Source organism: Aquimarina sp. MAR_2010_214 (assembly GCF_002846555.1).
Lineage (GTDB): Bacteria > Bacteroidota > Bacteroidia > Flavobacteriales > Flavobacteriaceae > Aquimarina.
Window position 1 is genome coordinate 1,789,299 of sequence record NZ_PJMS01000001.1, and the last position, 26,110, is coordinate 1,815,408.

Sequence of the window (26,110 nt, forward strand, 5' to 3'; positions counted from 1 at the left end):
CTATGAATATCATCGATCTCGTAGGTGAGTTGAATGACCGTAAGATCAACGTCACCCTAGATGGTAATGACCTGCAACTCAGTTTTGATGATGAATACATTGATGAGCAGATTATCGAAAAAATTAGAAGTCATAAGGCAGAATTAGTGGCTCACCTAAGGAAATATTCGGTAAGCAAACATGCACTGAGTGCAATTAAGCCTTTAGCAACCGCAAGAAACTACGATATCTCTGATGCACAGAGAAGACTGTGGGTTTTAAGTCAGTTTGATGACGGCTTATTGGCCTATAATTTGCCAAGTATCATAGACCTCAAGGGATCGTATGACATACCAAATTTTAAGCGAGCTATTGATGCGGTCATCGATCGACATGAAATTTTAAGGACTGTCTTTAAGGAGGATGAAACTGGTGAGTTGAAGCAATGGGTATTGTCCCGTGAAGCATTGGCTTTTAGCGTATGCGATAAGGATTTTAGAAATTGTGAAAATCAACAGGGTGAGGTAGATGTCTATGTAGAGCAAGATTCTTTCCAACCCTTTGATCTTGAACAGGGGCCTTTGATACGAGCTAGTCTTTTACAAGTAGCAGATAATCAATATGTTTTCTATTGTAATATGCATCATATTATTAGTGATGGTTGGTCTATGAAGGTATTGGTTCAAGACGTTCTCACGTATTATGAAGCTTTTAAACAGGGCAGAACACTGATATTACCTGGTTTGGAAATACAGTACAAAGATTATGCAGCATGGCAATTGGGTATGCTGCAGGAAAACCAGTCCAATAACCACAAGGCTTATTGGACCGAACGTTTGCAAGGAGAACTACCCCAATTTGACTTGTTGGGGAAACAGCAACGCCCGAAGATAAAAACCTATCAGGGGAAGACCTTGGAGACTATTTTAACTAAAGAACAGACAAGTCAGTTCAAGGCATTTGGACAACAACAGGGTGGCAGTCTTTTCATGACTTTGTTGGCAATATGGAAAGTGCTCTTGCATCGTTATACAGGACAAAATGATATGATCATTGGATCACCGGTAGCAGGCAGAAACCATCCGGATCTTGAAAATCAAATTGGTTTTTATGTCAATACACTGGCACTTAGAAGCCGGATTGATCCTGAACAGACTTTCATCGAATTTTATAGTGATGTTAGATCGTCTGTGCTGGAGGCTTTTGAACATCAAGTGTACCCATTTGATCGATTGGTAAATGACCTGGATCTCAAAAGGGACACGAGTAGGAATGCCATCTTTGATGTGATGATCATCTTACAGAATGCAGGTGAACAAGTGCAGGGATTCACCCCGGATTCAACGCTACTTAATGGCATATTCGATCATGGTAAATCTATGTCACGATTTGATATAGAAATCACACATGAAGAATTGGGTGAATACCTTTCCATTAAGGTCAACTATAATACTGATCTCTATGAACAGGAAACAATTGTGAGTTTGATAGGACATTTCCAATCCATAGCTCAACAGGTATTGATGAACAATAGCCAGATCGGTAACATCAGTTATCTATCTCAGAGTGAACGAGTACAGCTGTTAAAAGGTTTTAATGATACAGCTGTAGATTATAGTAAGGTGTCTGTGATAGAACTGTTTGAAGATCAAGTGAAAAAGACGCCTAACGCTATAGCAGTTTGCTGCAGTGAAAAGCAGATGACTTACAGGGAGTTGGATGAAATGAGCAATCAATATGCCCACTGTTTAAAGGAACATTTGTGTATTATACCCTTAGATAACATTGGCGTTATGCTAGAGCGCTCTGCTTTGAGTATTGTACCAATACTTGGAATTCTTAAATCAGGAGCTTGCTATGTACCTATTGATCCAACTTACCCAGAAGCCAGGATTCAGTATATTCTCAAAGATGCACATATTCAACATGTGTTGACCCAGACTAATTTGATGGAAAAGCATGATATACCAAAACAAAAACTATGGGATATCACCAAAATGGACTTCTCTACCTATTCCCGGGATAATCTTCTACCGGTTAATACATCTGGGGATGATGCCTTCATTATCTATACTTCAGGGTCTACGGGTCAGCCCAAGGGAGTTCGGCAGACGCATCGCATGTTGACTAATCTGGTTCAGTGGGATATAGAACAGTCAGGCATTCGACCAGGAACACGTTATTTACAATATGTTTCCTTTAGTTTTGATGTTTCCATGCTGGATGTGTTTTTTAATCTTTGTGCAGGAGGAGAACTTTATATTTCTAATGAGCAGGAGCGTACTGATCACTTACTGTTAAAGAATGTGATCATAAAAAGAAAGTTGCAGGTGCTATCCTTTCCTTTTGCGGCCATGAACAATTTCTTCAACCAACTGGAGTTGAAAGATTTTGATGGGCACAGTATTGAGCACATCATAACTGCTGGAGAGCAGCTCTATTTAAGCAGTCCTTTATCAACATTTTTAGAAACTAATCCCGAAGTAGTGCTTCATAACCACTATGGTCCTTCAGAGACACATGTCGTAACGAGTCATTCCATGAGTGCGAAACAGGGAAATCTCGAAAAGCGAGCACCAATTGGCAGAGCCATTTCTAATACAGATATTTATATACTAGACACCCGTCTTCAGCCGGTGCCATTGGGGGCCAAAGGTGAATTGTATATTGGAGGGGACAACTTGGCCAATGGTTTTCTCAACCTACCCGAAGAGACTGATAAACGTTTTGTGTCACACCCCTTTAAAGAAGGAGAACGGGTATACAAGACAGGAGATTTGGCTTATTATAGACCTGATGGGATCATCGAATACCTTGGTAGGAAAGATGATCAGGTTAAGGTCAGAGGATTTAGAATCGAACTGGGAGAAATAGAACATGCACTTCTGCAATATGAAGCGGTATATGAAGCCGTGGTTCTGGTCAAGGACCAGAATCTGCTCGCCTATGTGATTCATAAAGCAGAAGGAAATTCAGATGAGTTGCGAAGTTTTTTGAAGCAGCGCCTCCCTGAGTATATGCTTCCATATTATTACGTGTCTTTGAAGGAATTTCCTTTAACTTCTAATGGTAAAGTGGATAAAAAAGCGTTGTTGGAGATTGGGGATACTGGTTTTGAGTCTAGTGCAGCTTATGTTGCTCCACAATCTAAGCAGGAAAGAAAGGTTGTTGAGATATGGGAAAAGATATTACAAAAGGAAAAAGTAGGGGTCAATGATGATTTTTTCGAATTGGGAGGGCATAGTCTTAACGCAACCAAGCTCATCGCAGCATACCATAAAGCATTTGGGGTTAAATTGAGACTGCAAGATATTTTTACCCATTCTACACTCTGTGCTCAAGTAAGCTTAATTAAGTCCTCTAAAGAAATAGCGTTTGAAGAAATACCCAATGCCCAACCTCAAGAAAACTATCCACTTTCCGAAGCGCAAAGAATGATTTGGGTCAAGAGTCAGTTTGTAGAAGGCTCTAGATCTTATGTAATGCCTACTGTACGAGAGCTTAAGGGTAACTATAATATTGATATCTTAAAGAAAGCACTATTCGCTCTTATAGATCGACATGAAGTATTAAGGACGGTCTTTAAAAAAAATGAAATAGGAGAAGTAAGACAATACGTGTTGTCTCCTGAAGAATTTTCCTTTGAGTTTGATTTGATAGACATTCAGGAAGAGGAAGACCCCGAAGGATATATTAAGCAATATGTTTTTGAAAAAGACTACCTGAATCAATTCAATCTAAAAACAGGACCTTTGTTCAGAGCTGGATTCTTTAAGAAAGCAAAAAACAGTTATGTTTTTTATTTCACTTTCCACCATATTGTCACAGACGCTTGGTCAGTAAATATCATGACACGTGATTTGATGGCACTTTACAATCAGATTAAACAAGGGGAACCCTCTAGTCTCCCGGTATTAAGGATTCAATATAAAGACTATGCTACTTGGCAACAATCAGAATTGCTCAAAACAGAGAATAAAGTGCATGAGAACTACTGGCTAAAGAAATTTTCCGGAGATTTATCTCGGATAACTTTGCCATTTCAGAAGAAACGTCCAAAAATTAAGACTCATAATGGTAGGTACTTGAGTTGTTATTTATCCGAATCCTTGACAGAAAAGATGGATGCATTTAGTCTAGCTCAGGAAGGTAGTTCTTATATGACTTTGCTTGCGGTCTGGAATATTTTGTTTTACAAATACACTGCTCAAGAAGATATTATTATCGCCTCGCCAATTGCTGGTCGCGAACATGTCGATCTACACGATCAAATAGGCTGTTTTATCAATACACTAGTTATGCGCCCTTATCTTGATTCAGAGAAGACTTTTTCAGAATTTTACGATAAAGTGAAGTCAGAGACCTTAGATGCCTATGCACACCAAAAGTATCCGTTCGAGCTAATAGTAGAGAAACTTGATACCAAGAGAGAGCTAGACAGAAACCCTGTGTTCGATATTATGCTTGCCGATCAAAAGGTTGGACACTTATTTTCTGGAGATGCTTTTGAAAATAAGAAATTAACAGAAAGCGAACTGGAAAATATCGAAGATTTAGGAATGAGGTATGCTAAGTTTGATCTGGAACTACACTTTTATAGGGTCCAGGCATCGACTAATTTTCGCCTGAAGTACAATACGGATCTTTTTGATAGGAAGAATATAGAATCAATGGTGAATAGGTTTAAATTCTTACTTGCCGAAGTATTAGATAACCCCGATCAAAAAATCAAAAACATTTCAGTTATCACCACTTCCGAAAGAGAGAAAATACTAGGTAAATTTAATAAAGCTTCTGAAGTTATAAAAGATGACAATATCGTAAGCCTGTTCCGTCAACAAGTTATGAAAAATCCGAATAAGATTGCTATAGAGTGTGATGGCAATGAAATCTCTTATATCGAATTAGATAAGTTAACAAATCAACTGGCTAACTATATGGTTCATAATCATGATATTGGTATTAATGATATCGTTGGAGTTAGTTTACCGCGAAGTGAGTGGTCCGTAATTTCGATGCTGTCAATATTGAAGGCCGGAGGAGCGTACTTGCCGATCGATATTAATTATCCTGAGACTAGAATTAATTATATAATCAATAACAGTCAATGTAAAGTCTGTATTGATGCCGAGGTCTTGAAATGTTTTCATCAAGCAAAAGATGGACTTCCCAAAACCGCACCAGATATATGTTTAGAAGGAGATAATTTGGCTTATGTTATTTATACCTCCGGTTCCACAGGTAAACCCAAAGGAGTTCTGGTTCCACACCGTGGTGTAGTGCGCTTGAGTAAGATGGAGAACCTTCCATTAGATGCAAATACTACAATCTTGCAGTTGTCCTCTGTGTCCTTTGACGCGGCAACTTTTGAGATTTGGTGTTCTTTGCTCAATGGAGGCCAACTGGTTATGTATCCTGAACAGTTCGTGGATTTGAAAACTGTTAATCAGATTATCCAAACAAAAATGGTCAATACGATTTGGCTAACAGCGGCCTTATTCGATCAGTGGGTCAACAGCGGTATTGCTAACCTACCATTGCGTTATATCCTATCAGGTGGAGACGTACTAAGACCCCAAAGTGTGGCCCGTGTTTACGAGCAGCTCCCTAAGGCTTGTGTGATCAATGGTTACGGCCCTACTGAAAACACAACTTTTACTTGCTGCTATGAAGTACCTCGAGATCATGATTTTTCCACAAATATTCCTATCGGTAAGCCCATCTTAGGGACGCAGGTATATGTCTTGGATGCTCAGGATCGATTATGCCCTGTAGGTATTGTTGGAGAACTTTGCACTACAGGCTTGGGCCTTTCTCATGGATATCTGAACCAGCCTGAACTAACACAGACCAAATTCATAATTCACCCTCTGGCTGCTCCGGAAGTAGGAAAGTTGTATAAGACCGGGGATTTGGCTAAATGGTTACCAGACGGGACTCTTGAGTTTGTAGGTAGGGTAGACGATCAGGTAAAGATTAGGGGCCACAGGATAGAATTGGGAGAAATCGAAAAGGCTGTCACTATGTACTCGAAAGCTATTCAACAGGTCGTTGTGAGGCCTACAGAATTCAATGACGAAAAATTATTGGTAACCTATTTTACTGCTCGGGATTTTGAAGATAAAGAAGGATTGAAAGATTACCTGACCAAAACCTTACCGAAGTATATGGTCCCGAGTTTCTACATTGCTCTAGATGAAGTTCCTATTACTTCCAATGGAAAAATTGATGTTGATGCACTTCCCTCGGTACAGGAAAAAGACATGATCAAAAAGGAATACATTGCTCCCAAAAATGAGATGGAAGTACAGGTATTACAGGCATGGAGAGAAGTCTTGGGTATCGAAGATATTAGCGTTACAGACAACTTCTTTGATATAGGAGGAAGCTCTATTGCTATTACTAGGCTTTATGATAAGATTTCGACTATGACCGCTCAACCGCCCAAAATGGCCAGTTTGTTTGCTTACAATACAATCAGAATGCAATCAGAATATCTTCAAAAAGAAGTACAACCTAGTCAAGAAACAATGGAAATCAATGAAATTGATTTTTGATGAATTAGTTGAGCAATGCTGATATCCCCACTATCTCTTTGTTTACTTGCTTACTATAGAGAATGGATTACTTTTTCAACTTTATCATTTAATCTGGATGGTACAGAGGAAACCACTATTAATCTTCTTGTGGACCTCCGGGTTTAGGTATAATAAATATATAATTATTACAATTTTCACATGAACGATATAGCAATTATTGGGTATTCCGGTGTTTTTCCCGGAGTTGACTCCTTGGATGAATTAGCTTGTCAATTGAAAGAAGGCAATACGGCTATTCAAAAAATCACTCGAAAACGACTGGAAGACACATGCTTACCTTACAAGGAGTCTTATTACCTCGCGGGATATTTAGATAATATCACCAGCTTTGATCCTAAGTTTTTTGGGGTTTCGCAAGGAGAGGCAGAACAGATTACCCCACACCAGAGGTTATTATTGCAAGAAGCCTATAAGACTTTCGAACATGCTAATTATCGACCTTCTGATCTGAAAGGATCTAATACGTCAGTATACGTCGGTGATGTGGATACAAATTATTACCTCATGGCTAAGCATCCATCTCCAGCACTGATAGCTGGTAATATGAAGTCACTCAATGCCGGCAGGATAGCTCGTTTCTTTGATCTTAGAGGTGGGGCTTACAGTATAGATACAGCATGTTCTTCTACACTAACAGCTATTAATTTGGCATCTACGGATCTATCCTCTGGACAGTCGGACATGGCTTTGGTCTGTGGTGTAAATCTCTATATTTTCCCTGCAGAGTCAGATACGGGAGTCTCTATGGGTATAGAGTCTGCAAAGGGTAAGTGTGCACCTTTTTCTTCCTATGCTGATGGAACTCTTTCTGGAGAAGTAGCGGCTTGTGTATTGCTCAAAGACTATGAAGGCGCACTGGCCGATGGTGATACGATTCATGGGGTGATCAAAGGTGTCGCTGTGAATCAAGATGGGGCATTGTCCTCGAGTATTACAGCACCTAGTAGTGAAGCACAGACCATGGTTATCAAAAAGGCATTAAAGAATGCAGGCATGACCCCTGAAGATGTGACCTTTATTGAAGCTCATGGAACAGGTACCAAATTGGGAGATCCTATCGAAATTGAAGGGTTGGCTCAGGTGTTCAGTGGTTTGCCAGAAAATGAACCGGTTTATTTATCCACAATAAAGTCTAATATTGGTCATACTAATAGTGCTGCAGGTATTGCAGGGTTGATTAAGGTGCTTTTATCCTTTAAGACAGATACTTTGTTTTCTTCGGTTCATGCATTTCCTCTCAATGAGTATATCGATTTTGATGAAGCAAGAGTTTCTGTTTTGAAGAGTTCGAAACCTTGGGGAAAAATTAAGAGAACAGATAGGAAAGTAGCAGGAATCAGTTCATTTGGATTAATGGGAACCAATGTACATATGTTGGTGGAGGCGCCACCAAAAGTAAAAAGATCTTATACTAAGAAGAAGAGGCGACAACTATTCTGTGTGACCGCCAAGAGTAAAACATCCTTGGAAGCTTATAAAATTAAATTAAAAGATTTTTTGGATCAACCCCGATTGTCTCTTTCTACTCTTGCAGAAACACTCCATACTTCGAGGGAGATATATGCGCATCGACAATTACTTTGGGCAAGTGATGCCGAAGAATTAAGAATCGGACTGGACAGTAATCAGGGTTATTTAGAGAAAACCAATGGTAAATCTAACGTAATACTGGTTTTTGATGAGATGATGAATATTAAAGCGAAAACATGGCAAAAATATGCTGAGTTTTTTCCAGCATTAACTCTTACAAAGCAAAAAACAACTTTTACTTCTGCCCAGATATCTTTGTTAATTCAGCTTCAAACTTATGAACTATGGAGAAATTCAGGGATGCAGATAACAGATATGATCGGTAGTGGCCTTGGAAAGTTGACCATCAGAGTCTTAAAAAAAGAAATTAGTCAAGAAGAGGCCATGGTAATGGCTAATGAGCAGGCTGGTAAGCCGCCCAATCCAGAAGTTTTGAAACAAAAAGCCATGAATTTGTTGCAACGCTATAAAGAGGGTGTTTCTTTGGTTAATATTGGTTACCAGGGTATCTTAGGTGAAATCTTTAAAAATAAGACCGATGGCACAATTGCAGAACACTATGTCTTCGGATTAACAGAGTCAAATGCTTTTGAACAAGCTTTATATACCCTATTCAAGCTAGGAAATCAGATCGATCCAAGAATCTTATATCTTGGAAACCAACGTTCAACTATAGTTTTACCTACCTATGAATTCGATAGTGTGAGATGTTGGCTGAGGCCTGAAGGAGATTTGTTCACAGATGAACCATCACCAACGGATGGATTATTAATAAAAGGTACCTTACAAGATGAGGCACTTCGGGATTTACCTATTGTGATTCGGCTACAACAACTCTGGGAAGAAGTATTAAAAACCGATATAGATGAAGGAAGCGATTTTTTTGAGTTAGGAGGACATTCTCTGAATGGCCAACAACTGATCAATAGAATCAATGATGTTTTCGGAATTGAAATTGAAATTGATGAGATTTTTGAACACGGTACTCCTATAGATATGGCAGAACGCCTGACATCATTGGGATGCACATCGGTATCGCAGAAGACAAAGGGCGAAGTGATTCCCGCAATACAAGCGCAGGATAGTTATCCTGTCTCCTATGCACAAAATCGACTATGGTTGTTGGCAAAACTATCCAATAATAGTCCTAGCCTTCATGTTCCATCCACAACTTTTTTAGAAGGCCAACTGGATTTGGATATCTTGTCTAAGGCTTTCAAACAACTCTTGCAACGGCACGAGTCTTTGAGAACTATTTTTATTTTGGAAGGATCAGGCCTGAGACAAAAGGTTTTGAGTGTAGAAAAAACCGGTTTTGTACTAAATTATGAAAGTAGGATTGGTGATACTGAAGCTGAATCAAGTACTTATCTCAATACCTTACAAATGAGTCCTTTTGATCTAGAGAAAGGACCATTGATCAGGGTAAATGTTCTTCAAGTTGAAGCTAACAAATACTTGGCAGGCATTACCTTGCACCATATCATTTGTGATGGCTGGTCAATCAATATTTTACAAAAAGAACTGTTTCATATCTATAATGCCCTCAGCAATAAAAAACCCGTACAGCTTCCGGTATTGAATATCCATTACAAAGATTACTCTGTATGGTTACAGAACAAAGAATCTTCACAGGAGTTTCAACAAGCCAGAGCATATTGGTTGAAGCGGTTTGCAGTGCCATCGCCAGCACTTAACCTAAAAGGCCAAAAAGCAAGGCCTAAATTGAAAACATACCGAGGAAGGATAGAGCGGTTTGTCATGCCTGATTCCTTAACCAAGGATGTTCAAAATCAACTTAGAAAAGAAGGTGGTACATTGACTATGTTATTGAATACAGCCATCAATGTAATGCTTTATAAGCTTTCAGGTCAGACAGATGTTACCATAGGAATGCCATTCGCAGAGCGAGTGAATCAATCTCTAGAACATCAGATAGGGTTGTATTTAAACATGTTGGCGTGTAGGACGAAGTGGAATGGAGAGCTTTCTTTTAAAGATTTGCTGGCCAAAACCACCACTGTTCTGAAAGAGGCGTATAAACATAAAGTCTTTCCTTTTGAGATGTTAGTCAATGAATTAGACCTTAAAAAAGATCATAGTCGATTTCCATTGTTTGACGTTGTCTTGTCAGTACAGAATTTTGTGGATATAAATGTTTTGGATGAGATCAACGATAACATTACAGCTCCTGTTGAGGTCAAACCGACGCAAGAATCCCATCAGAATACGGCGCAATTTGATTTAACTTACCGTTTTTTTGAAGGAGAAAAAACCATATACTACGAGGTAGAGTATAATACCGATTTGTTCAGTGCAGATACTATAGCACAATATCATGAATACCTAATGCAGATTTTCGATGACTGTATCAAATACCCTGATCGACCTTTGAAGGAAATATCATTCTGCTCGCCGGCATCGGTACAAAAGCAATTAGAGCTATTGGCTGGTAGTCAGGATACTGTTTCCATAGAGGGAAGTATCGTAAAGCATCTTAATCAAGTATTTTTACAACGGGCCGATAGTACAGCCTTAGTCTATGAAGGACAAAAGTATACCTACAGAGAGCTGAACCTGCTTTCTAATCAGGTGGCTAATTATCTTCTGGAACAGCACACTGTTGAACAAAATGATACCATTGTGGTCTCTGTGAACATGTCTCCATTATTGATTGGTTCCCTTCTCGGTATTCTGAAAGCCGGACTAATCTATGTACCGGTAAACAACACTATACCAAAACAACGCCAAGCCTATATTCAGGATCGAGTGAAGGCCAAGGTGGTCATCGATAATGCCTGGTTGGAAGAGTTTATGGCTGTAAGAGATGAAATTTCAGAAGATCAACCGATTATCGAGACTACTGCTGATGATGCAGCTTACATTATATTCACTTCTGGCTCTACAGGTAAACCGAAAGGGGTGATTATTTCGCATAGGAGTCTATTGGCGTTACTTCTTAATTGCAAGGACGCCCACTACGATTTCTCAGATGAAGATGTATGGACACTCTATCATAATTACTCTTTTGATGTCTCTATTTGGGAGATTTTTGGTAGCCTTTTGTTTGGGGGGCAATTACATCTATTACCCAAAGAAAAAATCATGGATTTCAAAGCTTACATCAATACAATCAATTCACAAGGTATAACGATACTCAACTTTACTCCCAAAGTATTTGCCGAATTTGAGCGCTTTAGGGTGCAACATCAATTGAGGTGTCCAAGTGTACGCTATGTAGTATTTGCCGGAGATACCCTTTATCCAAATATCTTGCGACAATGGAGTATAGATCATCCTGATACTAAGATGATCAATATGTACGGTATCACAGAAATTACTGTACATGGCAGTTTCAAAAAATTAACAACAGAGGATATCGAACAGAATGGTCAGGTCAGTAATATTGGAAGTGCTCTTCAGGGAGTGAAATTTTACTTGTTTGATGAGCATCTCAGATTGTTGCCTGAAGGTGATATCGGTGAGATTTATATATCTGGTAATCAGGTAGCTAAAGGCTATTTTGAACAAGAAGAACTCACTGATGAACGCTTCATTAATGAAGAACACTACGGTCTAGGACGCTTGTATAGAAGTGGCGATTTGGCCAGGTGGCTACCCGATGGTAATCTGGAGTTTATCGGCCGAAAAGACAATCAAGTGCAGATCAATGGTTTTCGGGTAGAGCTTAATGAAATCAAATGTGCACTTTTGGAAGTGACAGGTGTCGAAGATGCTCATGTCAGCTTGGTACAAGAGGAAGGTACTGATTACCTGTTAGCCTACTATCGTGTAGCCAAGAACGAAGATGAAAAAGAACTCAAGAAGCAATTAAGCCTACAGCTACCCCACTACATGATTCCCAACTTTATGGTACAGGTAGAAGTATTTCAACTTAATAGTAATGGGAAAATAGACACAGCGCAGTTACCTACTATTAGTGACATTAAAAAAAGAGGTTCTATTCAATCTCAAACTACTGAAGATAATATCTTAACAGAGGTCCAACGTATTTTCTGTGAAGTACTAGGCTATGAAAAGGTCAAAGAAGATATCAATTTTTTCGATTTGGGAGGTAACTCACTGCAATTAATAAGATTGCATGGAGAAATAGATGCCCAATGGCCTCAACTATTGATGATATCGGATCTGTTTGAATTGAATACCTGTCAAGCTATTGCTACACATCTCAAGAAGCAGTTTAAGGATAGTGTAGAAACTGGTGAAAACAAGGAGGAGACTACTCCAAATGTAGAATTTTTAGAAATTTAAAAATATCAAAATATGATGAATGAAGTAGCATTGACCGGAATCAGTCTTCGTTGTTCCGAAGCAGACACTATTCCCGAATTTTTGGACATCATAAGTAAAGCAAAGGTTTGTATGGTACAGCCCACCAAAGAGCGGCTAGAAATCGGAGGTATACCATTGGATAAGGAATACTTTCCGTTCGGTTACCTAAAAAGGGTGGATCAATTTGATCATGAGTTTTTCAAAATTTCCAAATCGGAAGCCGATGCTATTGATCCTATGTATCGAATCTTATTAGAATTGGTTTGTGAAGCTATTGAAAACAGTGGCTATAGTTTAGATATAGTCTCCAAAAAGAAGACTGGGCTTTTTGTTACCACCAATCAGAGTTTTTACAACCTGATGTATCAATCTTCTCAACAGGGGCTAGATTTTACTGGTAAAATGCCAGCTATGGCAGCTGGAAGGATAGCGCATCTTCTAAACATTAAAGGTCCTGTTTTCTCTATAGATACAGCTTGTTCATCTTCGTTAGTTGCAGTACACGAAGCTATTCAAAAATTGAAAACAGGAGAGATTGACATAGCCATCGTTGGCGGAGCTAGAGTTTTGTTTGAGTTTTATGAACGGAAACATTTAGTACATGAGGATATTGCTATCCTAGCTCAAGATGGGCAGTGTCGAGCCTTTGATAATGAGGCAAACGGTACTTCTACAGGTGAAGGTGCTGCAGTTGTTGTACTTAAAAGAAAGGAAGACGCACTCAAGGATGAAGATCATATTTATAGTATACTCAGAGGCTCTGAGGTAAATCATGATGGAGCCCGCTCTAATGGCTTGACAGCGCCTAGTCCAGTTGCTCAGAAGGAGCTATTACTCTGCGCCGCTGAAAAATCAGGAGTGCCACTTCGGTCTATAGGTTATATAGAAACCCATGGTACTGGAACAAAACTAGGAGATCCTATCGAATACAAAGCAATCAAAGAAGCATTTGAAGACGAAAACGAAGAACATCAAGTGAGGCTGGGTACTTTAAAACCTAATATTGGTCATTTGGATAATATGTCTGGTCTATTTGGATTGGTTAAAGCCAGTTTGACACTGAAAGAAAAGAAATTCTTTCCTTTAGCTAATTTTGACACTCTTAATGAATTGATTACTCCTAATTCTCATGTGGTCATAGAGAAGGCAGGCGCAACCTGGTCTAATCTTCAAAGAGATCCTCGTAGAGCAGGAGTCAGTTCTTTTGGAATGAGTGGGACAAATGCTCATGTGATACTAGAAGAGTATCAACCTAACAAGCTTCAAAAAGAATCAAACCAAGATCAAGAACCATTATGGATCAAGCTATCTGCAAAAAATGCAGCCTCTTTAGAAGAATATATATCAAGAGCTAAACAGTTTTTGAAGCAAGAGAAAGAAGAGTGTTTGGGAGATGTGACTTTTACCTTTAACCAAGGCAGGACAGACTACCCCTATCGTATTGCTTTTTCAGGTTCGAATAAAGAGGAGTTACTTATGGCTTTGGATGTACAGCTAAAAAGTACGAGTAGTAATTCCCAGTTGCCTAAAGTACATCAAAAAATAGCCTGTTTACTACTATCAGATGAACTTAGCAAAGTCGATGTCGATAACTTTAATCAGGGAGATGGAGGGCACTTTTATGCTAAAGCTCAACAAACTCTTGGGCAGAAAGTGATGACAGAAGCATTAGGTCAAACCATTGCTTACCAATCAGCCTTGTATGGGCATTTGCAGAGCAAGGGCTTTCATTGCAGTCATATAATTTGCAATGGATACCTAGCCAAGAAATCAAAAGAACTGATTGAAAGTGGTTATTGCAATATTGATTCTGGAGTTGAAAAACCAATTAATGAGCCTATAAATTGGGATAGATTGGCTGAGTTGCTTATTCGACTATCAGAGCAAAATATAGCGCTCATAGTAGTAGGTAAAAACGAGAATAACCTAAATCGTCTCACTAATATGGCACAAGAGCAGAAGTTGACTCTGGTTCGCGCCGTTGATACTTTGAACAAAGGCTGGGAGAATTTTTGGGCTTCTTGCTATAATGCAGGGTTTTCCTTTGATTGGGATGCTTTTTATCCAAAAGGGAGGTACCAAAAAAGGGTAGTGCCTACTTATCCCTTTCAGAAAACTTCCTGTTGGAATCCTATCAGGAATCTTTTGTTTAATGAAGAGGTACAGGAAGAAAGTGCTAATGATCAAAGCTTTGATCTCTCAGAAACGGAAGAAAAGGTAGTTTTAGAGATACTTAAGAAAACCTTACAAAATGAGAAAGTCACTCTTACAGATGATTTTTTTGATTTAGGAGGTAATTCGATAGTAGGGACACAATTCATCAATCGGATTAATGATCTTTATGAAATAATAATAGAGTTCGATGAACTTTATGAATGTTATGAAATCGGAGATATTGTTAGTCTGGTCAAAGAGCGTCGTAAGGAGGCTGAGAAACCAGTAACAACTCCAACGATCTTATCTCATAAAGAAAAGACGGACTACTTTCCCTTGACTAATACTCAATTAAGATTTTGGATAGACTCACAGACACCCCAAGGTTTGGCCGCTTATAATATTAATATGAATGTTCGCATCAAAGGAATGCTACAAGAAACAGTACTTAATAAAGCGTTCGAGTATTTAATTCGTCAACATGAGAACTTTAGATTATTATTCGTGATGAACGAATCTGGAGAAGTAGTTCAGAAGCTAGTCCAGCCTGATGAAATACAATTCACATTAGAGAAAACCGATGTCTCCGGAAATTCAGATGCAGTTATTCAGGAATTTATAACACAGGTTTATCATCAGCCTTTTGATTTAGAGAAAGGTCTCTTACTCAGAGCAAAGTTGTTGCGTCTAGGTGCTGAAGAAGTGGTATTGGTAATGTCTTTTCATCATTTAATTTTTGATGGATGGTCAGCAGGTATTTTTTTAAATCAGCTGGTGACTCACTATCAACAGTTATTAGTAGGTGTAAAACCATCTCCTGTTGTTGGACCAACTTATACAGACTATCTAAAGTGGTTTGCAGAAAATACCACCAAAGAGCGAATGCTCCTACACCGTAATTATTGGAAGGAGAAATTATCAGGAGAAGTGTCTCAACTGGATTTAGGACAAAAAAGGGAACAGCAGTCATTTAATGGTAAAAAGGAAAAATACTTGATTGACAGGGAGGTATGTTCCCAACTAGAGGCCCTAGCGATAGCAAATAGAACAACTTTGTTTGTTACTTTATTGACAAGTATCCGGTCTTACCTTTATAGATTATCCGGACAGAATATCATCATTGGAACTCCCATTTCAGGAAGAATGGAGAAGAGATTTGAGCAGTTACTTGGTTTATTTCTGAATACATTACCGTTGAAAACGAAGATTCATAAAAACGGGACAATGATTGACTGCTTAAAGAAAGAACGTGATACGGTTACAGGAGCACTACAACACCAAGTATACCCTTATGATGCTATTCTCGATGATAAAAATCATCATAAGGAAGCGGGTTTTTCTCTATTCAATGTACTAGTTGTCTTGCAAAATCAAAATCAGCGTTTTGATATCGTCAGTGATGCATCTGTCGATCTTCCATTTCAAATCTCACCCGGTTATGAGGTGAATGATACGCCTGCACAGTTTGATTTGACTTTTACCTTTCACCAGACAGTGCATGCTTTAGAATTAGAGTTGTGTTACAATACCGATGCCTTTACTATGGAGATGATCAAGTCACTGATGCATAATTTTCAGTTTTTCCTCTCTCAATTATTAGAAAATCCTAATGAAAAGATATCAGCTATTAAACTAGTTCGACCAGAAGAAAAGTTACAGATTTTGGCGTTGAATGAGAAGCCTTCAACGAGCAGTGGCATGACCTTGCTAGATCTTTTTCAAAAACAAGTAGAACAGCATCCAGAAAATGTGGCTATTAAATTTGGATATAACATTTTGAATTACAAAGAGTTAAATCGGATTTCTGATGAAATGGCAATGTATTTGTCACAGCAGTATGCTCCAAAAACGGACGACTTAATAGCTGTTGAGCTGGTTAGAAGTGAATGGCTTCCGGTTACCATACTGGGTATCCTTAAAACTGGAGCAGCTTATTTGCCTATTGATCCAGGTTATCCAAAAGCGAGGATTGATTTTCTGAAACAAGATAGCCAATGTCGAATGAGCGTGGATGAAACAGAATTGCAGAAATTTATGCAACAACGAGCACATCAATGCGATAATTATCAAGTCCCAGAGATAGACGAAGAGCAATTGGCTTACATTATTTATACTTCAGGAACCACGGGACTCCCTAAAGGTGTGATGATAGAACACAAGAGCATTGTCAATTACTTACAGCACCAATCAGTCTTTTTTGAGGTAGATGAGCAAGACACCTTTTTATGGTTTTCTAGTATGTCATTTGATGCTTCGGTGGAACAATTGTTCCTTCCATTGGTCAATGGGGCAAAGCTTTTCATCCCCACTAAAGAACAAATATTAGATACTACTTTGTTCGAGACACTTCTAGTGGAAGAACAGATTTCACACCTTCATGGGGTGCCTTCTTTCCTTCGTACTCTACGATACAAACCAGAGATGTGTTTGAAGCGCATCGTATCGGGAGGAGAACCATTTGATAACAAGGTTTGGGATACTTGGCAAGGGAAAGTACAGTTGTACAATAAATATGGGCCTACCGAAGCAACCATAACTACCCTTGAAACCGAAGTGAATGAAACCGTCCTTAATCTTCGATCGATCGGCCGTCCTATTCGTAATAGTACTTGTTATATTCTTGATACTAATGGTAGCTTGCAACCTATTGGGATGGTAGGGGAGATTTGTTTAGGAGGTTCATGCCTGGCCAGAGGGTATTTTGGTCTACAGGACCTGACAGAACAAAAATTTGTTCCTCATCCACTTTTGGAAGGTGAACGACTCTACAAAACTGGGGATTTAGGCAGGTGGTTGCCGGATGATAGCGTCCAATACATAGGACGTGTAGATAATCAAGTAAAGATTCGAGGACATAGGATAGAGTTAGAAGAAATTTCTTATCATTTACAGAGCTTCAATCAAATTCAGGAGGCAACTGTAATTGCGCAGGAGCTGAAACCAGAAGAGTTAGAGTTGGTGGCCTATTTCGTAGGTCCACAGTTAGAAGATACTAGTGATCTTCATGATTACCTTGCTGAAAGGCTCCCTTTTTATATGATTCCTTCATATTACTTGAATATGAAATCGTTACCGCTTACTGCTCATGGTAAGATAGACCGTCATTCTTTACCTTTGCCTTCGGATCATTTGCTTACAGACCAGCGAAGTTATGTTGCTCCTAGTACAGCAACTGAAAAGACTTTAGCGAAAATATGGGAAACGTCACTTGAAATTGAAAAGGTAGGAGTAAAAGACAATTTCTTTATGCTTGGAGGTAATAGTATAAAAGCAATTAAGGTGATTTTTCAAATCAACAAAGCTTTTAGTCTTAATCTGAGTATTAATACGTTATTTATCCACCCTAAATTAGCCGATTTAGCAGCATATATAGACTTCGAAAAGAAACAGTTAATCTTGACTGCTGATAAAAGTACGTTAAACGAAATAGAACTATGATTGAGTTTCTTAATGAAATAACTGCCGCAGGAATTTTAGTGGAAGTATCTGAAGGCAAGTTGAAGTTGTTTTCCGAACAACCAGAGATAGCTCCAGACTTATTGATCGCCATCAAGGAGCGGAAAGGAGAGATTATTGACTATCTTCAACAGACTAGTACAACGGTTACCTCGCCAACTCTAAAAATACCAAAAGCTGCTCCGGGTAGCGTCTATCCTTTGTCAGATGCACAACGTAGAATGTGGATTTTGAATCAGTATAAAGGAAGTTCTGCTGCTTACAATATGCCGAGCACCGTAGAGTTGGGTAACAGCCTGGATATGAAGGCAATGACCAAGGCTCTACATGCTGTCATTGACAGACATGAAGTATTGCGTACTGTCTTCGAAAAGACGGAAGAAGATGAACTTTGCCAAAGGATACTTTGTCAAGAAGATTTAGATTTTCAGGTAGGGTATATTGACTTGACAAATCCACAAACAAAAGTGCGCAGTATAGAGGCTTACGTTGCACAAGATGGTCATAAAACTTTTGATTTGGAAAAGGGACCGCTATTGAGGGCTTGTATCTTTAAAACAACCAACGAAAGGTTTGCCATGTATTATAACATGCATCATATCATTGGTGATGCTTGGTCAATCAAAGTTTTAGGTCGTGATGTAATGGCTTATTATGAATATTTTGCTAAAGGAGTAGCTGTCAAACTTCCGGAACTTAAAATCCAGTACAAGGATTATGCCGTTTGGCAGTCGTTACAGTTAGATTCAGAACAACAGCGTGCACAAGGAACTTATTGGTCGAAGCAACTATCCGGAACTTTACCTGTTCTTGATCTTCCCGCATACAAGCATCGACCACAAGTAATGAGCTACCGTGGTGAAGTACTTAAAACTTATCTGAATCCAGAGATTACCCAATGTTTGAAAAAATTTGGTCAAGAACAGGGAGGAAGCTTATTCATGACTTTGCTAGCAATTTGGAATGTACTTCTTTATCGTTATAGTTCGCAGACTGATATCATTATTGGTACTCCCGTGGCAGGTAGGAACCATCGGGATTTAGAGTTTCAGATAGGCTGTTACGTCAATACATTGGCGTTGCGTCAGCAAATTAATCCTAGAGAGTCTTTCGCTGATCTTTATAACAAGGTCAAAGCCATGATACATCAAGCCTATGCTCATCAGTCCTATCCTTTTGATAGATTAATAGACGATCTGGGTATACCAGCAGATAGAAGCAGGAGTGTTTTGTTTGATGTCATGTTATTACTGCAGGAAGAGGAAGCCCATGAAAGTGAAATGCATATAGAGGCAGAACCTATCCAGAGTGGAGAAATCATTGGTCCTGTCTCATGTATAGCAAAATTTGATATCACTCTTTCTTTTATTGAGCACCAAAAAGGGTTAATGTTTCAGGTTATTTATAATTCAGATGTTTATGAATCTGAAATGGTGACTAATTTGATAAAGCATTTTATGGCATTGCAGACCAAATTAATGGAACAGCCTGAGCAAAAAATAGAAATGGTCAATTTCCTCAATTCATTTGAGAGGAAAGCCTTGATCGCTGACTTTAACGGTACAGAATTTGATTATCCTAAAACCAAGAGTTTGGTAGACCTCTTTAAGGAACAGGTTGCAAGTAGGCCTCAACAGGTAGCTTTGGTAGACCTCAAGGGTAACTTGACTTACCAGGAACTAGACATTATGTCCGATATTTTGGCTCAATGTCTTGTCTATGAATACAATACCACATCTGATGATTTTGTAGCGATTAAATTGCCCAGGGGCTTGTCCATGATTGTCGCTATAATCGGAGTGCTTAAATCAGGGGCAGCCTATGTGCCCATGGATGTGGACTACCCATTGCAAAGAATCCAATTTATCGAAGAAGATAGTCAATGCAAAACAGTCATAGACGTGGTAGCCTATCAACGGATGACTTCTAACACTATAAAGAAGGAGGTCAAATTACCAGAAGTAAATTCTGATAATTTAGCTTATGTGATCTATACCTCAGGTTCTACAGGAAAACCTAAAGGGGTTATGGTAGAGCACAGGAATGTTATCAATTTGATTACTTATCAAACAGAGAAGTTTGGCATTAACTCCTCAGACAGTTTTATACTGTTTTCGAGCATCTCTTTTGATGCGTCTGTCGAACAAATTTACTTGACCTTATTTAATGGGGCGAGACTCTATGTGCCCTCAAAAAATGAATTGTTGGATAAGGAACATTTTACTCGATTGCTTGTCGAGCAGGAAGTGACTCATATTCATGCAGTCCCTTCTTTTCTAAGAGACCTTATCCCTTATACATCTTCCGGTATTCGTCGTTTGGTCTCGGGGGGTGAGCTTTTTGAACCCTCGATATTTGATAACTGGTTTGGACGCCAAGTAAACATCGTTAATGAATATGGTCCTACAGAAACAACTGTAACATCACTTGAGTATTTTTTAAATGATGATTCAGTTGCTCCTTCTGTCATTGGAAATCCGATAGCCAATACTCAAGTATATGTAATGGGGGAAGGGCAGACCTTACAACCTATTGGTGTGCCTGGAGAACTTTACATTGCAGGAGATGGTGTGGCTAGAGGATATTTGAACAGACCAGAACTCACTTCAGAACGGTTTCTGGAAAACCCTTTTGTAGAAGGAGCAAGGATGTATAAAACAGGAGACTTGTGCCGACGTTTGGCCGATGGTCGAATCGAATTCTTGGGAAGGATTGATGATCAGGTAAAAGTAAGGGGTTACCGAATAGAATTGGGTGAAGTGATGCATGCTTTAGTACAATTACCACAAGTAAATACAGCAGTAGTTGATATTTGTGATGTAAAAGGAGACAAGTGTTTAGTCGCTTACTATACTTCGGCAGAACAGGTGCCTTCTACTATTTTAATCCAACAACTTTCGACTACGCTACCAGAGTATATGTTGCCCTCTTATTACGTACAATTAGAGAAGATACCACTTAATGCCAATGGCAAGATCGATCGAAGGGCCCTTCCTTCGCCTTTGGATCAACCTCACTTGCAATATAGTTATGTACCTCCCTCAACTGAAACAGAAATCAAGCTAACGGAAATATGGGCAATAGTACTTGGAGTTGATAATGTTGGTATCGAGGATAATTTCTTCACCATAGGTGGTACAAGTCTTAAAGCGGTTAAAGTTATTTTAAAAATTAATAGACAGCTGAGAGTTAATTTGGTCATGGATGTCTTGTTTTCTTATCCCAGAATTGTTGATTTGGCGAATTACATCGAAACCCTTCAGTTTAAAAGTGATGTTACTTCTGCAGCGACAATAGAAATCAAAAAGGTAGAAGAGAATGATAGCTACCCACTATCCGATACTCAGCGTAGAATGTGGATTATGAGTCAGTTTGGAGATGGAGCATTGGCATATCATATGCCCGTTACAATAGAACTATCGCAAGATATAGATTCATTAATTTTAGAAAAGGCCATCAAGGCAGTAATCGATCGTCATGAAATACTAAGAACGGTTTTTGTGATGGGCGAAGGTGATGAGATACGCCAACGGATACTTGATCCAGAGACTTCGGGTTTTTCTTTAGGTTTCTTTGATTTGGAAACGAAGAGTAATGCAGCCTCTTTAGTGAAAAACTATATTGCAGAAGACCGTTATAAGACTTTTGATTTTGAAAATGGTCCTCTTCTAAGAGTAATGCTCTTTCGAATTTCCTTTGATAGTTCAGTACTCTACTACAATATGCACCATATAGTTGGTGATGCTTGGTCCTCTCAATTGCTTGCTCAAGAAGTGATGGCGCATTATGAATACTTCCAAACCGGTAAGGAAATTAAACTTCCTGCTTTACGCTTACAGTATAAGGATTACACGGCTTGGCAGCTCAATCAATTGCAATCAGTAGAGAGTGAACGGCAGAAATCATACTGGTTGAAAATTTTATCTGGTGAACTTCCTGTACTGGAGTTCCCGGGTACCAAACAGCGCCCTCAAATAAAGACTTACCGAGGTGAGTCTTTGATGATGTGTATTGACCGTGAAGCCACTGCAAAATTAAAGTTGTTCAGTAGAAAAGAGGGTGGAAGTCTTTTTATTACACTCCTATCTTTGTGGAATGTTCTATTATACCGTTATAGTTCTCAAAAGGATTTGATCATAGGTTCGCCCGTCACGGGCCGTGACCATCCAGATTTAGAATATCAGATGGGCTGTTATGTTAATACCCTTGCTTTACGTAATAAAGTAGACCCAGAAGACAGCTACAGTACCTTTTACCAAAAAGTTAAGGCGGCTACCTTGGGTGCTTATGCCCACCAAAGATACCCATTTGATCGACTGATAGATGAGCTTAGGGTTCGAATTGATCAAAGTAGAAGCCCTTTGTTTGATGTTATGCTCGTGCTACAAGAAGAAGTGAGCTTAAGTCAAGAAACTGATGATGAATTGAAAATTGGCGAAGGACTAGAGCTGGCTTTTGCCAAATTTGACTTGACAATTGTGTTCACCGAGGTACAGGATCGACTGGTTTTTCAAGTTACCTATAATTTAGATATATATAGTCAAGCTTTAGTGCAAGATTTAATGACGCATTTTGTCCGATTACAAGATCAGCTAATGAGAACCCCGGAGCAAGAAGTGGGTAAGGTAAATTTTTTGTCAGATCAGGAACAAAAACGTCTCTTAGAGGAGTTCAATCTCACTGAGTTTGATTACCCAAAGACCAATACCATTTTGGATTACTTTAAAGAACAGGTTTTATTGCACCCTAATCGGCCAGCAGTTGTGGACAGTAATCGTGTATTGACCTACCTGGAACTCAACGAGCAATCAGATTTTTTTGCATCTTATCTGAGTGGTTTACTAGGAATAGTTAAAGGCGATTTGGTCGGTTTGAAACTTCCCAGAAGTAATGATATTGTGATTGTTATTCTAGGAATTCTCAAATGCGGGGCCGCTTATTTGCCCATAGATATTGATTACCCTCAGGCCAGAGTAGACTTTATTGAGCAAGATAGCCGATGCAAGGTTATTATTGATCACGATAAGTGGGCCAATTTTCAGGATAATATCTTTGATTGGCATGGAAAACTTGTTCTACCTTTAATTGATTCAATGGACTTGGCCTATGTTATTTACACTTCTGGCTCTACAGGTAAGCCAAAAGGAGTTATGATAGGACATGGAAATGTAGTAAACCTGATAACTTATCAAACGCAGTATTTTTCTATCGATGAAAGTGATTCTTTTATCCTCTTCTCAAGTATTTCTTTTGATGCTTCCGTTGAACAATTGTTCCTAGCATTATTCAATGGCGCTAAACTCTATGTGCCTTCTAAAGAAGAGTTATTAAGTGAAGAGGAGTTTGGAAGAATGTTGGTTGAGCAGCAGATCAGTCATATCTTAGCAGTCCCTTCTTTTCTGCGTCATCTGAAACCGGAAAGCGCTCCATATTTACGACGCTTATCCTCTGGTGGAGAAGCGTTTGATCCAAGGTTGGTCGATCCGTGGAAAGATCAAGTACAGATCATTAATCAATATGGTCCGACCGAAACAACCGTTACTTCTGTTGAACATTTTGTAAAAGTTGATGATCCAACACCTTGCGTGATTGGAAAGCCCTTGGGTAATACGCAGTGTTACATCTTAGGGGATGCTCTGGCATTGCAACCAATAGGTGTGGCTGGAGAACTCTACATAGGTGGACATGGTTTATCTCAAGGTTATCTTCATCGAGAAGAATTAACCAAAGAACGCTTTATAGAGAATCCTTTTGTCCCGGGTAAACGTATGTACAAGACCGGTGACCTTTGCCGTTGGCTACCTAATGGTGAAATTGAATTCTTGGGTAGAGTGGATTATCAGGTCAAAATTCGAGGATACAGGATAGAGTTAGGAGAGATTGAGCAGTATTTATTAGAAATAGAGAATATTAGTGAAGTCGTTGTACATGCACAAGAATCTGCGGATGACTCATACTTGGTAGCTTATTATATATCAAGTAAAATTATTGATAGTGAATATCTTGTAAATGAGATGAAGCGTAAGATCCCTAACTATATGGTGCCTTCTTACTTTGTAGCTTTGAAAGCAATACCGCTTAACGCCAACGGAAAAATAGATAAAAAAGCATTACCTGAACCCGCAAAAGATACCAAGAATACCTATGTAGCTCCAAGTAATACAGAAGAAAAAACTTTGTTAAATATCTGGGCCAAATTATTACGGTATGAAAAGAAGAAGATCAGTGTTGAGGATGATTTCTTTGATTTAGGAGGACATTCATTGAAACTAATGGCGTTGAGTACAGAAATAAAGAAAGAATTTGGTATTCAGTTGCCGATGACAACGCTTTTTCAAGCTACAAACATTAAAGCACAAGCCCAAAAACTCATGTCTCTGATACAGAGCGAACAAAGAATTATTCCAGATACAGGCCTCATATTACTTAAAGACACTCAGGAATCTAAACAGCAATTGTTTTTGATCCATGATGGTAGTGGTGATACGCAAGGCTACATGGACTTAGTTGACAATATAAATGGCTACAGTATCTGGGGCGTTAATAGTGATACGCTTCGATTTTTGGCTCCACAGAACATTAAGTTAGAAGTCATAGCAGAAAAGTATGTGCAAATGATCAAGCGCACTGATCCTAATGGTCCGTACCAAATTTTAGGGTGGAGCCATGGGGGTGTGATAGCCTATGAAATGGCTAGGCAAATAGAAGCTTCAGGTAGTCGGGTGGACGTTCTTATTATGATTGATTCTCAATTCCCTAAAGCCGATTTGGTCACCCATTCGTTTTCAGGCAAGAAGTTTAACTTGAAGAAAGAGCAGCAATGGATAAACAAATTTCAACAGATTAATAATATCCATTTACCTGTCGGTTCTACCGTAAAGGAGTTGTGGGATGGACTCGTAGCATTCATGAAAGAGGAAGGTTGGTCTTCTGATAAGCTTAGAGAGCATATCCCCGAGATGTTTCATCGATTGATACCTAATTTTGAATTACTGGAGCCTGTGGATTTGATTCGTTGTATGAATACCATTCGTAGTATTGCAATGTCGGTGGCGGCTTACGTACCGCAGGGTTCTATAGAAGCAAAACTATATTATATAAAAGCCCAAATCTCAGAATTTGATACCACTTCCTTGATGCAGTATGGAAAAAATGATGTTATAATCAAGGAATTAGAAGGAGATCATTTTTCCCTGTTGCAGTATCCTGATGTGCAGGAACTGGCAATAGTACTGCAATCGTACCTGCACAAAAAGACTATTGTTCTGCCTACAAAATAAACTTACTATAATACGTTTCAACACAAGCAAAAGTTCTGGTCCTAATATGACCGGAAGTACAACCTAAAAAATATAGAATTAATCATGAAAATGAGAATAATTGCTTTCCCCTTTGCCGGGGGCAATAAATATTCCTTCAATTTCCTTAAGAAAAGCCTAGATGCTAATCAGATAAGTTTTGATGTACTGGAATATCCCGGTCACGGGAATCGTATTAGACAACCTTTACTAACTGATTTAAATGACATTGTTCAAGATGCAATAGAGCAGATGCTCCGTCTGTTAGAAAATCATCATGGACCATATATGGTGTTTGGACATAGTATGGGGGCATTGGTAGCTTATCAGGTCTGTTCTCAAATAGCCGAACAAGGTCTTCTTGAACCGATCAGGTTAGTGGTGTCTGGTAGTAGTGCACCAACCCAAAAAGAGATGGAACGTTTCCATGACCTGCCAATGACAACGTTTTGGGAAAAAGTCAGCGAGTTTGGAGGGATGCCCAAAGAAGTCTTACAGGATGAGCAAATAAAGAACTTTTTCGAACCTATTCTCCGTGCTGATTTCGAAGCTATTGAAAACTATCAATATGTACCCCAGGAAAAATTATCTCTGCCCATTGATGTCTTTTATGGTACAACTGATAAAATCAAACAAGAGGCTCTTCATGCTTGGAAACAGGAGACCAAAGGGGAGGTCAATATACGACCTTTAGAAGGCGATCACTTCTTTATTTATGATCATCAACCTTTTTTTATTGACTATTTCCAAGAGTTATACAGAGCGCAAGCGATTGGTAGCTTTGCATAGTTCAGTCGATTT

At 39.0% G+C, this 26,110-nt stretch carries 5 protein-coding genes; all 5 read left to right on the forward strand.

Annotated elements, in window-relative coordinates; translation table 11 throughout:
- Positions 1 to 2 precede the first annotated feature (2 nt).
- On the forward strand, positions 3 to 6,536 hold the full coding sequence (locus ATE84_RS07565; protein WP_101447236.1) for a non-ribosomal peptide synthetase: 6,534 nt from the start codon (positions 3 to 5) through the stop codon (positions 6,534 to 6,536).
- Between the two features lie 180 nt (positions 6,537 to 6,716).
- Positions 6,717 to 12,380 (forward strand): non-ribosomal peptide synthetase, encoded by a 5,664-nt coding sequence (locus ATE84_RS07570; protein WP_101447238.1) that lies wholly within the window; start codon positions 6,717 to 6,719, stop codon positions 12,378 to 12,380.
- Positions 12,381 to 12,392: 12 nt separating this feature from the next.
- Positions 12,393 to 17,993: a non-ribosomal peptide synthetase gene (locus ATE84_RS07575; RefSeq protein ID WP_101447240.1), complete on the forward strand. Its 5,601-nt coding sequence runs from the start codon at positions 12,393 to 12,395 to the stop codon at positions 17,991 to 17,993.
- Positions 17,990 to 25,291 carry a non-ribosomal peptide synthetase gene (locus tag ATE84_RS07580; RefSeq protein WP_101447242.1) on the forward strand — a complete coding sequence of 2,434 codons (7,302 nt, stop codon included), beginning with the start codon at positions 17,990 to 17,992 and terminating at the stop codon, positions 25,289 to 25,291. The genes ATE84_RS07575 and ATE84_RS07580 overlap by 4 nt, the downstream gene beginning before the upstream one ends.
- A gap of 84 nt (positions 25,292 to 25,375) precedes the next feature.
- The gene (locus tag ATE84_RS07585) at positions 25,376 to 26,098 is read left to right on the forward strand and encodes a thioesterase II family protein (RefSeq protein WP_101447244.1); all 723 of its coding nucleotides are present in this window, start codon (positions 25,376 to 25,378) and stop codon (positions 26,096 to 26,098) included.
- The last annotated feature ends 12 nt before the right edge of the window (positions 26,099 to 26,110 follow it).